Below are 13743 nucleotides of genomic sequence, written 5' to 3'. Positions count from 1 at the left end.
ATGACGACGCATAATTTTAAATTCACCGGCCAAGGCCCGATCGAACAGACACCGGACAGCAATTGGCAACGGCTGCTGCCCCGTCCGTTGGCGCCGTTGGACGATCCCGCAGACTATCACTTAGCCGATCAAGGCTTGGTCGAAGCGGTCAACACCGCCTTGCTGCTTGGCATGCCTTTGCTGCTAACCGGCGAGCCGGGCGTCGGCAAAACCCAATTGGCCCATCGCATCGCTTACGAGTTGGGCTGTCAAACCATTGAATTTGCGGTCAAGTCCACTAGCAGCGCGCAGGATTTGTTTTACAGCATCGACCATCTGCGCCGCTTGCACGCGGCGCAGGCGAAAAAAGACACGGACGCCGACATCGACGTGCGCCGGTTCTTGAATTTTGAAGGCCTGGGTCTGGCGATTTTGCGGGCGATGCCCTTATCCACCCTGCAAGTCTTGCAACTGGACAAACACGCCTGGCCGGGCTTGACCGAGCCGTTGCCGCGCCAGCCGTCGGTGGTGTTGATCGACGAAATCGACAAGGCCCCGTCCGATTTTTGCAACGACATGCTGGAAGAAGTGCGCCGCCTGCAATTCAAGGTACCGGAGCTGGGCGACCAAGTATTCTCGATCTATGCCGATAGCAAGCGTCCGGACAAGGACGAGGCCAAATTCCGCCCGCAAATCGTCATTACCAGCAATTCGGAAAAAGGTTTGCCGGAGCCGTTTCTACGCCGTTGCGTGTATTACCACATGCAGCCGCCCAACCCCGATCAATTGAAGAGCATCGTAGACAAGCGTCTGGATAACTCGACACACCCACAAGCAGTCACCTTAAGCCCGGAAGCCCGTCACCATAGCATCGCTTTTTTCCAATTTTTGAAAGACGCCGAGCGCGTCAGCCTGGAAAAGCCGCCGTCGACCGCCGAACTGCTGAACTGGTTGCTGATTCTCGACCATCACGGTGCCGGCGCGACCCAAAAAAGCCAAGAAACAAAATTGTGGCAAACCCTGGCTAAATCCAGCCTGCTCAAACACAAAGACGATGCGGCCCGCTTCGACGAGTTGATGAAAGTGTGGCAAGGCAACGCTAACTAAAACCGTCTCGGGCCTAAGCCTTGTCGTCGCCTAATCTCGCGCTGTGGGAAACCTTGGTCAACGGCCTGCCGGCTTTTCTAGCCGTATGGCAAGCCCGCAGCGGTCAAACCGTCAAGCCCCAACAACAGCGCGACCTGCACTATTTGTTCGCCGTCTGGCGCCAGCAAGACGACTTACCAGTTGATTTAGAGACTTACGGCTTGCGTATCCGCCCGCTATTGTGCCGCGATCCGGACCAGCAACAACAATTTATGGCCGTTTGGGCCGGACATTGGCGCGAGCCGGGCGACGATCAGGCCCCGGCGACGCAACCGGCAAACCCGGCCATCCGGCGCGAAGCCGAAACATTACTGGAGGAACAGCGCAGCGGCCTAACCGCCGCCGAATTGCGCCGGCGGCGCAAGCAGCGTCGGCAATTGTGGGTTTTAGCCGTGTTATTGATCGTGCTGGCCGGCTTGCTGTATCCGCAGTTTTTTCCGCTGCAATCGGTCGAAAAGGTCAGCAACTGGCCAACCACGATCGTCCAGCCGGACACCGCAGGGCAAGCCGAGCGCCAGACAACCCAAACCGCCCCAGCACGGCCGTATCTAACCCAAATGCCGCTCCGCCAGTTGCCGCCGCTTTACACTGTCGATCCGCAAGATTTACGCAGCGCCGAATACTGGCTGGCCGGCATCGCGGCCGCGCTGTTCGGCTTGCCGCTGATCTGGTTGTGGCGCAAGCGGCGGGTGCAGTTTCGGCGCGGCTTGGGCGAGGCCGGCGAAGACCTGCGCTTGCGGGCGCCCAAGGCCTCGTTGGCGCCGCTGCTGGGCGCCGGCGCCAAACAGTTGTTCGGCCGCTTGCGCTTTGCCGCCAGCGGCGAGCGGCGCATCGATTGGCAACAAACCGTGCGGGCCATCGCCCGATCCGGCGGCTATCCGCAACTGCGCTACCGCCAGCGCCAGCGCCAAACCGACTTCGTGCTGATCGCCGACCGCCGCCATCGCGACGACCAAAGCGCCTGGCTGCTGGCCGAATTGCTGGACAGCCTGAAACAAGCGCAAATCCGCGTGCATCGCTACCATTTCGACCGTCATCCGCAGTGGCTATGGCCGCAGCACCGCGAAAACGCCCGGCCGCAAGCCTTGGCCGAAGTGTTGTGGCTGCACCCCGGCAGCCGGGTGTTGCTGGTGGTCGAGCACGAAGTGTTGTTTTACCGGCTGACCGGCGAACCGCAAAGCTGGCTGCAAGCCTTTAAGACCGTACCGGAATACCGGCTGGCGCTGACCACGCCGCCGAACCGCCGCCAGCTTGAATGTCTGCAACGGGCGAAATACCGCTACAGCGTGGTCGACCGGCTGGCCGACTTGAGCCCGCTGCTGGATTTTGCCGCCGACGTCAAACCGGAGCGGCAGCAGGCCGATACCGATCCCGCAAAATTTCGCCGCGACTGGCTGGGCAATCTGCCGCCGGACGATCCGCAGCTAGCCCTGGACTGGATTGAAAACAGCTACGGCAAGGGCGTTGTGGGACTGCTGAGCCTGTTGGCCGTCTATCCGGGCCTGCACGGCGACTTGAGCCGGGCCTTGTACGATTACGCCGCCGCTGCCGGCGTCGGTAAAAGCTTCAAACCGGCCGATTTGCTCACCGTGCTCGGCTTGCCGTGGTGCCGGCAAGGTTGGTTGCCGCGCTGGTTGCGGCAGGCCTTGTTGGCGCAAATGAGCGCCGAAGACCGACGCTTGGCGCAGGACTTTTTCCGCACCTTGTTCGACCGCAAAAAACGCCCCGGCCACGTGGTGCAACTGCACTTGCATAAGCCGCCGGCGGTCTGGCGGTTGTGGCTGCAGTTCTGGGCAAGCCGCGGCGGTTACCGCAGCCCGTGGCGCGACGGCGTCTATGCCGAAATCCTGCTGCTGCCGCGCTGGCAGTGGCTGCAAAAAATGCTGCCGCGCCGGCTGTTGACCGCCTTGCCGGAATGGCTGCTCGGCGCCTGGCCGCAGCGCTTGGCGCTGCTGGCCTTGGCGGCGATATACGCCGGTATGGTGGCCGGCGGTTGGGATCTCTACGGCCGCGCCTGGTGGGGCCGGCAGCAGCTGGCCGCGCACCAGGCTGAGAATGCCGATCAGCTGGTCACCATCGTCCACCATTCTTCCGCATTGGCCGCTGCCGAGGCCTTGGGCTACGGCCTGGCGGCGATGGGTTATAAAGTTGCCAAAATCGCCGACGACAGCGTAACCGAAAGCCGTCTCGACGCCCCGGCGCCGCGGCAAACCGAGTTGCGCGACGTGGTTCAACAGATGACTTGGGGCGGCGAATTTCCGTTCGGTGCGGAAACCGCACAAGCCGCCGTTTATCTGGCGGCGCTGCCGCAAACAGGCCAACTATTCCGCGATCCGCGCCCGCAAAACCGGGCCGCCACGGCTTATCCGGCGCAGCTGGATTGGCAGCCCGCGCCTAGCGAAATCCAACTCAAGCGCCCGGACCCGAACATAGACCGGTCGGTCGAGCCGATTCTGCCGAACCTGGTGCCTATCCCGGCCGGTCAATTTACGATGGGTTCGCCGGATAGCGAACCCGGCAGAGACGCAGACGAAGGCCCGCAGCACGAGGTCAAGCTCGCCGCCTTCCAATTGGCCGAAGCCGAACTGACCTTCAATGAGTGGGAGCGCTGTGTGCAAGCCAAGGCTTGCCGGCAGGTCGAAGACCACGGCTGGGGCAGCGGCAACCGCCCGGTCATCAACGTCAATTGGGACGATGCGCAAAGCTACATCGCTTGGCTGAATAAACGTTTGAACTTAAGCGGCGACGCCGCCTACCGCCTGCCCAGCGAGGCGGAATGGGAATACGCGGCCCGGGCCGGCAGCCAAACCGCGTACTATTGGGGCAATGCCAAACAGTGCGATTACGCCAACGGCGCCGATCAAAGCTTGAAAAAGGATAAAGATTGGTCCTACGGCGACAGCTGGACCTACGCCGATTGCGCGGACGGTTACGCCTACACTGCACCGGTTAAAAGCTTTAAAGCCAATAACTTCAAACTGTACGATATGTCCGGCAATGTCTGGGAATGGGTACAGGATTGTTACCACGATAATTATCAAGGCGCGCCAGCCGACGGTCGCGCCTGGGAAAAGAACAAGTGCGAAACGCGGGCGCTGCGCGGCGGCTCGTGGTTCATCAAACCGTCGATCCTGCGTTCCGCCAACCGCGACGGGTTCCGGCCCGTTGCTGCGCTCGACTTCACCGGTTTTCGGCTCGCCAGGACCCGTTAAACTGTTTACTCTGGGCTTTTTCCCTTTTCCGAATTGGAGGTAAGCGATGACCAACAAAGCGTATGCGGCAAATACCACCCCGGTCGCGGTGCACGACTGCCATCAACTGCTGGCCTGGATCATCCCGCAGCTGGATCAATACCCGCGCGCCCGCCGCTTTACTTTGGGCGAGAAATTGGAAGTGCTGTTGATGGAGGTGCGGCTACGGCGGGAACCGGGCCAATGAGGCGAATGATCCGTATTCGCTCCGCTTGCGGTCATCCGCTACTTGCCGGCAAATTCACCGCCGCCGGCGCATTTTTTTGCGCGGCCTTGCTGGCGGCGCTGCCGGTCGGGGCCGACAAGTTGCCACAAACTTTGCCGGCCGCCGATGCCGGCCAACCGCCGGAAAAATCCGCCGAAATGCCCAAGTGTGTTAATCAGGCCGATGCCGGGCCGGAGATGGTGTTGATCGCCGGTGGAACTTTTGACATGGGTTCACCTAACGACGAAGCCGGGCACTATAGCGACGAAACCCGGCATTCGGTAACAATCAAAATTCCGTACGCAATCGGCCGCTGTGAAGTGACGGTCGGCGAATTCAAGCGCTTCGTCGCAGCGACGGGTTACCCGACTAGTGCCGAGAAGGGTGAAGGCTGCTACCGCTGGAATGTCGCCGCCAACAAGGCGAAACAGGACAAGAATTTGAACTGGCGCAATCCGGGCTTTAAACCTTACGACGACAGTCATCCGGTGGTGTGCGTCAGTTGGGACGACGCTCAGGCATATATCCAGTGGTTGAATACCGATTTGGGCCTGCCGGCCGGCACCTACCGCCTGCCCAGCGAAGCGGAATGGGAATACGCGGCGCGGGCCGGCACGCAAACCGCGTATTTTTGGGGCGCTGCCGAGCCATGCGGTTTTGCCAACGGCGCGGATCAAACCGCCAAACAAACCGATAGCGAGTTCATCGGCAAAAACTGGACGTTTGCCGCTTGCAGCGACGGCTACGCGTTTACCGCGCCGGTTGGCCGTTTCCAGCCCAATGGGTTCGGTCTGTACGATACGGCCGGCAACGCTTGGGAATGGGTACAGGATTGTTACCACGACGATTACCAAGGCGGAGACAGCGACGGTCGCGCGAAGCCGGAGGACCAGTGCGAAAAGCGGGCGCTGCGCGGCGGCTCGTGGAGCGACGAACCGTCGTACCTGCGTTCCGCCATCCGCTACTGGTTCCGGCCCGATGTAGCGGACATCAACACCGGTTTTCGGCTCGCCAGGACTCTATAAACCTTTTTGCTTTTTTCTTTTTCCCTTTTCCCATCCCCGAATAGCCAACCGGCGTTTAACTTTGGCCGCAACGCTATTGGCCCCGGCATTCCCGCAGCCAACCACCGTCGTTCCGGCAGGGATTCGCTTACGCGCTCTACGGGTGCCGGAGTCCAGGTTACATGGATGTGAACGGCGTTGACTGTGAAATGGAGCCGTCCATGGCGTCTGGACCCCGGCATTCCCTGCCGGGGTGACGGAGGATCGGGCGTGTTTTTCGGTTGCGTTGCGGTGAGTGGTGGTGGGGGTGCAAAGTGCGTAAAACCAGAATCACCGTTCCTCGCCAGCCCGTAGCCTACCACCGTCATTCCGGCAGGGATTGCCGGAATCCAGGCCACATGGATGTGAACGGCGTTGACTGTGAAATGGAGCCTTTCATGGCTTCTGGACCCCGGCACCCGTAGGGCGCGTAAGCGAATCCCTGTCGCGGTTACGGAGGTTCTGGATTGGATTGCGGCGACTACCGGGGTGACGAAGGTGGAGCATTGAAATCAGATTATTACTGGCGGCGAGCGCGCAGGTAATCCAGTACCCGGGCGTCTCGCCATTGGCTGTCGGTATGGCAGCCGGCGTTGCGGGCGCGGCGGCAGGCGGTGATGGCTTCTTGGCGCGGGTCGGCGGTCCAAGCTTGCAGGTCGGCAGGGGCTTTAGACAGCACGGCCCGGGCAATGTCCGCGGGCGGCGGCGGGCCGCTCTCCAACCAAGCTTCGGCTTGGCGAAATTCGTCGCGGCACATCAAGGCGATCATGTAGTCGCAGGCCGATTGCAGGCCGGGTTTGAGCCGGCCGGGGCTGACCGAAACGATAGGCAGCAGCGGTGCCAAGCTGGGCAGCAGATGGTTGGCGTACAACGCGGCGCCCCAGTAAGATTGTGCGGTTTGCCGAAAGTGGGCCAAGTCGCGCACGTCCAGCAGTCCGCTATCGGCCATGGGCAGAATTTCCACCTTGGGTTTGGCGAGGTCTACGGTGTCGTTAGCCACGTCTACATACAGGCTGCCGAATTGCAGCGCGTTCTGGAAATATTGCTCGCGCAGCACGCCCCACACCGTGCGCACGATGCCGCCGTTAGCGGCGAAGTCGCGCAAGGCCAAATCGGTTGCGGTTTGTGCCTGTGGCAGGCGTTGCGTCAATAAGGCAAACGCTTCGCGGGTAATTTCTTCGCAGCGGCCGTAGGGGTAAGGTTTGCCGGTGGCGGGCGGCAGTTTGGCCGCCAGTTTCCGGTCTACGTCGGCGCGTAAGGCTAGAAAATAGCCGGTCAATTCGTTGATGCGGCCGGTCAGATGCGTTTCGGTTAAGGCCTGCTGGCGGGCGTCGGCCGGGGCGATTTGCTGCGGGAGTAGGGGGAGCATGGCTGGATTGGACTTGATTCCGGTTCATTATAGGTCAGCGCGGCAGATGCGCTAGGGTGCAGGTTACGACTAGCGCACCAACGCTAGCGTGGTTTGGGCGGGTATGAGTATCTTTTTCATGGCTAGTGGTGGTCCCGAAAATTGAACAACCGCTTGAGTGAAAGACCAGCTAGTTTAAAAAATCCGCAACGACATAGATGGGGCGGATAGTGTCTCAAAACCGGGAAAAACATTTTCACCGGCCTTCAAAGTCAAAATAGCAGGCTGGAGATAAAACTCCGGCGCAATTACACCGGAAGTTCGAAGTTCATCGAGACCGAATCTTCGATTGGAAAAAGCCATTGAACGCGTCGGCGCCGGATGTTTGGCAAGCCTGTGAAATCGACGCGCCGCGGTTGGATCGGCTTTTGCTATGCCGGTTATAGCGATTTAGGGCTGCTTGGCCGCGTTGGGTGGCGTCAGGATGGTGTTGCGCGGCGGTGAGGTGTCGTCACTTTCCGGATAATCTTGGGTGAAGTGCAAGCCGCGGCTTTCTTTGCGTTGCTGAGCGCTACGAATGATGAGTTCGGCGACGATGACCAGATTGCGTAATTCCAACAAATCGCTGCTGATTCTGAATTGGCCGTAATATTCGCTGATCTCCTCTTTGAGCAGCACCAGTCGGTTCATTGCGCGTTCCAGACGCTTGTTGGTCCGAACGATGCCGACGTAATCCCACATGAAGCGGCGCAGTTCGTCCCAGTTATGCGAGATGACGACTTCCTCGTCCGAGTCGCTGACCTGCGACTCGTCCCAAGCCGGCAGCGCGGGCGGTTCGGCAATGTCTTTGAAGCAGCGTCTGATGTCTTGCGCGGCTTGTTCGGCAAATACCAAGCATTCCAACAACGAATTGCTGGCCATGCGGTTGGCACCGTGCAAGCCGGTGCAGGCGACTTCGCCGATGGCGTACAAGCCGGGAATGTCGGTGCGGGCGTTGCGGTCGGTAACCACCCCGCCGCAGGTATAATGCGCCGCGGGGACCACCGGTATCGCTTGTTGGCTGATGTCTATATCCAGCTCCAAACATTGCATGTAAATGGTCGGGAAGTGTTTTTGGATGAATTCGCGCGTCTTGTGACTGATGTCCAAATAGACGCAATCCAGACCGTGTCGTTTGATTTCGTTATCGATGGCGCGGGCCACAATGTCGCGCGGCGCCAGTTCCATGCGCTCGTCGTAGTGGCGCATAAAGCGTTCGCCGTCCGGCAGAATCAGGTGTCCGCCTTCGCCGCGCACCGCTTCGCTGATCAAAAACGAACGGGCGGACGGGTGATATAAGCAGGTGGGATGAAATTGCATGAATTCCATATTGCCTACCCGGCAGCCCGCGCGCCATGCCAAGGCGATGCCGTCTCCGCTCGAGGTATGCGGATTGGTGGAATACAAATACACCTTGTTGGCGCCGCCGGTAGCCAGCACTACGATTTTGGCGGCGAAGGTTTTGATTTGTCCCAGGCGGTTATCCAGCACGTAGGCGCCTAACACCCGCTGCGGGGCAGCATTCAGTTTGTGCGCGGTGATTAATTCCACGACGTTGTGGTGCTCCAACAGGTGAATGTTGGGATGCTGCCGGGCGCGTTCGATCAGAGATAAAGACACGGCCTTGCCGGTGGCATCGTCGGTATGCACGATGCGCCGGTGAGAATGACCGCCTTCGCGGTTCAAATGCAGTTCTTTAATGCCGCTTTTGGTCTTGCGTTCGGTAAAATTGACGCCGTTCGCGCGTAGCCATTCTATGCTTTCACGGCCCTTGGAAACGGTAAGCGTTACAATGTCAGGGTCGCACAGGCCGGCGCCGGCTATTAATGTGTCTTCGATGTGAGATTCTATGGAATCGCGTTGATCGTCGAAAACCGCCGAGATGCCGCCTTGCGCGTAAAAGGTGCTGCATTCGGTCAGCGCGAACTTGGCCAATACGGCGACCCGGTATTGATCCGCTAAATGCAAGGCAAGGCTTAATCCGGCGCCGCCGCTGCCGGCAATCAGGATGTCGTAGTGAAGGGTTGAACGAGTGGTCAATGTCGTTTGCGGGCAAGATTGAAAGGTTTGTTACAAATCTGTAAAAATCATATCGTGTTTTAAGTGGGTGGTAATTTTTTTTGTATTACCAGAACTAATGCGGTTTAATTCTGTCCATTACAGCATCGAAATAGCTCAGTGAACGAATCATCCAGATTCTCCGAAGATTTAGACCAAGAGTTGGTAAGGCGCGTCCAGCAGGGGAATAAAGCCGCTTTTGATCAATTGGTCATAAAATATCAACATAAGATTGTGCATCTGGTGAATCGCTATGTGAAAGATCCCAGTGAGGCGCAAGACGTGGCGCAGGATACTTTTATCAAAGCGTATAAAGCCTTGGGCGATTTTCGCGGCGATAGTGCCTTTTATACCTGGCTTTATCGCATCGCCATCAATACGGCGAAGAATTATTTGCTATCTCGTTCCCGGCGTTATACCGATTACGAGATAGAGGTGCAGGATGCCGAACAGGTGGAAAATGCACCGCAACTAAAGGACATCGAGACCCCGGAGAGTTTGTTGATGAACGATCAAATTGTCCAGGTGATCAAATCGGCCATCGAAAAGTTACCCGAGGAAATGCGGATTGCCATTACGCTTAGGGAGTTCGAGGGTATGAGTTACGAAGAGATAGCCGAAGCGATGGATTGCCCGATAGGAACCGTTCGGTCTCGAATTTTCAGAGCCCGAGAGGCTATAGACCAAAAATTAAATCCATTGCTTGATTAGAAGGTAGTGTCATGCAAGAACACTTGAAAGAACGACTGTCTTTAATGCTGGACGATGAGTTGGACGCCGAAAGCGCTGCTTCATTGCTGGCCACGGTGAGCAGGGATAAAGACTTGCAAGCCAAGTTGCAACGTTATTCGATGATCAGTCAAGCGTTGAAAGAAAATAGTTATGCGGTGGCGGATGCCGGTTTTGCCGCTAAGGTGGCTGAACAGCTCAAATCCGAACCTGTTTACTTCTTGCCGCAAAAAAGGCTGGTTGCCTTGCCTAAAAAAGCCGCAGTGGCCGTTGCCGCCAGCGTGGCGATGGTGGTAATCGGCTGGGCGTCACTGTCGATATTGCCTTACCAATCCAACCCGTTCAATAGCGTAAGCCGGGTGGCGCAAGTCAATCTGCCTGCCGCACAAAGCAATGCGCGTTTCAAAGAGTATTTACAAGCTCATGATAACGTTTGGTACGTTAACGATGCGGTTGCTAATCCGTCCCATGCTCGCTTAGCTAGTTATCAACATCAATAAGTGCCTTAATGCGTTGGGTTTTTGCGATAATTTTTTATATCTCGGCGACTGCTGCGTTAGCCGACTCTCCGCTGGACGGACTTCATTGGCTGAAGAAAGTCAACGAAGCAATGAAGTCCCGCAACTATCATGGCACGGTCGTGTTCATGAAGAATGGTCAAATCGATACCATGAAATATCAACATTCGGTAGAAAACGGTGTCGAATTTGAACGTCTGACCTCATTGAACTCACCCTTGCGGGAAGTGACTAGAAAGTCCAGTGAAATAAAGTGCTTATATAAAGAGACCAGCCAAAAAATCGAAACCCGCCATCCATTGGACCGCTCTTTTATCGTCAATTTGCCGCAACACCCGGAAACCCTGCAAGATTTTTACCTATTAGCCGCTACCGGGCAGGAAATGGTGGCGATGCGGCCCACGCAGATTATTGCGATCTTGCCTAAAGACGAGCTGCGTTACGCCCGTAAGTTATGGGCGGACACTCAAACCGGCTTGCCTCTGAAAGTAGAGGTCTACGATTTGGACGGTATGGCCTTGGAACAAGTTTTGTTTACTGAAATGGTGTTGGACGCAGAGTCTTCTCTAGCGGAAGGCTCTGCGCAAGCCGGCGGCGAATCGAATCCTCAGCAGGTGATTGAAGCTCACAGTTTCGACTCGTCACCTTATCAAATTAAAACTTGGCCGCCGGGCTTCGAGAAAATATTTTTTATTCGCAATACCATGCAGCAATCGAAAAAAACCGTAGATCATTTGTTGATCAGCGATGGGTTTTCTACGGTTTCGGTTTATTTCGAAGCTAAAGGCGATAAAGGTATCGATGGCCTACGCTCATTGGGTCCCGTCAATTCTTACAGCCGAACCATCGACGACTTACAAATTACGGTACTCGGAGAAGTACCGGTAAAGACTGTCGAAATGCTGGGCCAAGGCGTCGAAATCCGGTAAGCGATTTCGGCTTGCCTAAGGCAGCCGATACCGGCTTATAATCCCACTCATAAAAACATAAGTATAAGAAAATTGAGGGTGTTTTTCGTGCAGGGAAAACGCCTAATTGTATTTGCTATGTTCCCGCCCACGGCGGTTTAACTCGAATTCGATCTCAACTCTAGGAATGGAGCATGCATGCTTAACAAAATTGTAAACAGCTTTTGCTTGTTTTTGTTACTCGCCAGTTCGGTATACGCGCAGTTGCCGGACTTTACCCAAATGGTCAAGAGCAACGGCGATGCCGTGGTGAATATCAGCACGACTCAAAAAACTCCGGACATGCAGGTCGACGATCCATCCGGAATGCCTCAAGACATTCCGCCGGAATTGGAAGACTTTTTCCGCCATTACTTTCAAGGTCCGGGGCGGGGTTACGTGCCTAAAGAGACCAATTCCTTAGGTTCGGGATTTGTGCTTTCTAAAGACGGTTACATTTTGACCAATCATCATGTCGTTAATAATGCCTCCGAGATCGTGGTCAAGTTAAAAGATAGGCGGGAGTTGGTCGCCAAATTGGTAGGGTCGGACGAGAGCACCGATGTTGCTTTGCTTAAAGTCGAGGCGAAAGATTTGCCCGTGGTTGAGATCGGTTCGCCGGATCAACTGCAAGTCGGCGAGTGGGTGTTGGCGATCGGTACTCCGTTCGGATTCGAACAATCGGTGACTGCCGGTATCGTCAGCGCCAAGGGTCGTAGCCTCCCGGACGGTAACTACGTGCCTTTCATTCAAACCGACGTGGCGATTAACCCCGGTAATTCCGGCGGGCCGCTATTTAACATGCAGGGCAAGGTCGTCGGTATCAACTCGCAAATCTACAGCCGTTCGGGCGGATACATGGGCTTATCCTTCGCCATACCCATTGACGTAGCCATGAGTGTCGCCGACCAAATCAAAACCAAGGGCAAAGTGTCGCGCGGTTGGCTGGGAGTGCAAATTCAGGACGTGACTCGGCAACTGGCTGAATCGTTCGGTATGGATAGGCCTCACGGCGCGTTGGTGGCTAAAGTCGTGGCGGGCGGACCGGCGGACAAGGCGGGGGTGCAAGTCGGCGACATCATTGTCGAATTCAACGATCAGACGATAGATACCTCCGGCGAATTGCCGCCTATCGTGGGCATGACTCCTGTCGATGAAAAAGCGAAGCTTAAAATTATCCGCCAGGGCGATGAAGAAGAATTAAGCGTAAAAATAGGCTTGTTGCCGGCCCAAGCCGCGCAGCTGGAGTCCGGCGCCGCTCCCGAGACTAACGTGAATCGTTTGGCGCTAGTGGTTGCGGATTTGACCGAAGAGCAGCGGCAACAATTACAGGTTGAAAAACATGGCGTTTTAGTGCAAAAAGTCGGAAAAGGAATTGCGCTCGATGCAGGGATACAACCCGGGGACGTGATTCTTCGGGTACAAAATACTCCGGTGAAAGATGCGGCGGATTTCAATAAAATAGTTGCCAAGTTGCCGGTGGAAAAATCCATAGCGATGTTGATTCAGCGCAATGGAAGTCCGGTGTTTTTGGCATTCAAGATCGATAAGTAGGAGCTTTGTTGTTATGGCTAACGCAACTAGCATCACTCAACTGATCGGGAATACTCCGTTAGTCAAGTTACAAAAAATCCCCGTCGAAAATTCGGCGAGCATACTGTTAAAAATGGAATCCCGAAATCCGGGCGGTTCCGTGAAAGACCGTATAGGCCTCGCAATGATACAGGCCGCCGAGCGCATGGGCGCGTTAAGGGTCGGTGGGACAATCGTCGAGCCAACCTCCGGAAATACCGGGATTGCGTTGGCGATGGTGGCGGCGGCTAGAGGTTATCGCTGTATTTTGGTCATGCCGGACACCATGTCGGTGGAACGCAGGCATTTATTGGTGTTATACGGTGCGCAAATCGTGTTGACCCCGGGCTCGGAAGGAATGAAAGGCGCTGTCAGAAAAGCGCAGGAAATCGCGTCCGATACCGGTGCTTATATGCCGCAACAATTCGAAAATCCGGCAAATCCCGAAGTTCATCGGCAAACCACTGCGCAAGAAATATGGTCCGGAACCGATGGGGCGATTGATGCCTTTGTGTGCGGAGTTGGTACCGGGGGAACTATTTCCGGAGTGGCGGACGTGATTAAAAATCGCAACCCGAATTTTAAAGCGATTGCGGTAGAACCCGCCGAGTCGCCGGTGATCTCCGGCGGGGAGCATTCAGCGCATAAGATACAGGGCATAGGTGCAGGATTTATCCCGAAAAACTTGGACCTCGATTTGTTGGACGGGGTCGAGCTGGTCAGTACCGAGCAAGCGTTTGCCATGCGTAAGCGTTTGATCGAAGAAGAAGGCATTATGGTCGGCATCTCATCCGGCGCCAGCGTTTGCGCGGCTTTACGTGTTGCCGAGCGACTAGGGGCAGGGAAGGTGGTGGTAACCATGGTTCACGATACCGGTGAACGTTATTTGAGCATGGGGGCATAGTTCC

General features: G+C 56.5%; 11 protein-coding genes. 9 read left to right on the top strand and 2 right to left on the bottom strand.

Annotated features, from left to right (window positions below):
- Genes AB0A83_RS15190 through AB0A83_RS15175 form a run of 4 tightly spaced genes read left to right on the top strand, consistent with a single transcriptional unit; the run spans position 1 to position 5606 of the window.
- Entirely contained in the window at positions 1-1086 is a 1086-nt protein-coding gene (locus AB0A83_RS15190; RefSeq protein ID WP_367154614.1) for an AAA family ATPase, read from the top strand.
- A 20-nt stretch (positions 1087-1106) separates the two neighbouring features.
- The gene (locus tag AB0A83_RS15185) at positions 1107-4337 is read left to right on the top strand and encodes an SUMF1/EgtB/PvdO family nonheme iron enzyme (RefSeq protein ID WP_367154613.1); all 3231 of its coding nucleotides are present in this window, start codon (positions 1107-1109) and stop codon (positions 4335-4337) included.
- 46 nt (positions 4338-4383) lie between these two features.
- The gene (locus AB0A83_RS15180; protein ID WP_367154612.1) at positions 4384-4563 is read left to right on the top strand and encodes a hypothetical protein; all 180 of its coding nucleotides are present in this window, start codon (positions 4384-4386) and stop codon (positions 4561-4563) included.
- Positions 4560-5606 carry a formylglycine-generating enzyme family protein gene (locus AB0A83_RS15175; protein ID WP_367154611.1) on the top strand — a complete coding sequence of 349 codons (1047 nt, stop codon included), beginning with the start codon at positions 4560-4562 and terminating at the stop codon, positions 5604-5606. The genes AB0A83_RS15180 and AB0A83_RS15175 overlap by 4 nt, the downstream gene beginning before the upstream one ends.
- Positions 5607-6144: 538 nt before the next feature.
- On the opposite strand, the gene AB0A83_RS15170 is transcribed toward AB0A83_RS15175, so the two are convergent.
- Entirely contained in the window at positions 6145-6993 is an 849-nt protein-coding gene (locus tag AB0A83_RS15170) for a hypothetical protein (RefSeq protein ID WP_367154610.1), read from the bottom strand.
- Between the two features lie 429 nt (positions 6994-7422).
- On the bottom strand, positions 7423-9051 hold the full coding sequence (gene nadB, locus AB0A83_RS15165) for an L-aspartate oxidase (RefSeq protein ID WP_150049862.1): 1629 nt from the start codon (positions 9049-9051) through the stop codon (positions 7423-7425).
- 138 nt (positions 9052-9189) lie between these two features.
- On the opposite strand from nadB, the gene rpoE reads away from it, so the two are divergent.
- The 5 genes from rpoE to cysK all read left to right on the top strand — a co-directional run bounded on the left by rpoE (position 9190) and on the right by cysK (position 13739).
- Positions 9190-9780, top strand: coding sequence for an RNA polymerase sigma factor RpoE (rpoE, locus tag AB0A83_RS15160; protein WP_150049861.1), 591 nt, complete (start codon positions 9190-9192; stop codon positions 9778-9780).
- A gap of 11 nt (positions 9781-9791) precedes the next feature.
- Positions 9792-10298, top strand: a complete 507-nt coding sequence (locus AB0A83_RS15155) for a sigma-E factor negative regulatory protein (RefSeq protein ID WP_150049859.1) — start codon at positions 9792-9794, stop codon at positions 10296-10298.
- Positions 10299-10306: 8 nt separating this feature from the next.
- Positions 10307-11245 carry a MucB/RseB C-terminal domain-containing protein gene (locus tag AB0A83_RS15150; RefSeq protein ID WP_150049857.1) on the top strand — a complete coding sequence of 313 codons (939 nt, stop codon included), beginning with the start codon at positions 10307-10309 and terminating at the stop codon, positions 11243-11245.
- A gap of 177 nt (positions 11246-11422) precedes the next feature.
- Positions 11423-12817 carry a DegQ family serine endoprotease gene (locus AB0A83_RS15145; protein WP_150049855.1) on the top strand — a complete coding sequence of 465 codons (1395 nt, stop codon included), beginning with the start codon at positions 11423-11425 and terminating at the stop codon, positions 12815-12817.
- A 13-nt stretch (positions 12818-12830) separates the two neighbouring features.
- The gene (cysK, locus tag AB0A83_RS15140) at positions 12831-13739 is read left to right on the top strand and encodes a cysteine synthase A (protein WP_150049853.1); all 909 of its coding nucleotides are present in this window, start codon (positions 12831-12833) and stop codon (positions 13737-13739) included.
- Positions 13740-13743: the final 4 nt, after the last annotated feature.

Origin of the sequence: Methylomonas sp. HYX-M1 (assembly GCF_040741385.1) — a bacterium.
Classification (GTDB): domain Bacteria; phylum Pseudomonadota; class Gammaproteobacteria; order Methylococcales; family Methylomonadaceae; genus Methylomonas; species Methylomonas rhizoryzae.
This window is presented reverse-complemented; position numbering and strand designations above follow the sequence as displayed.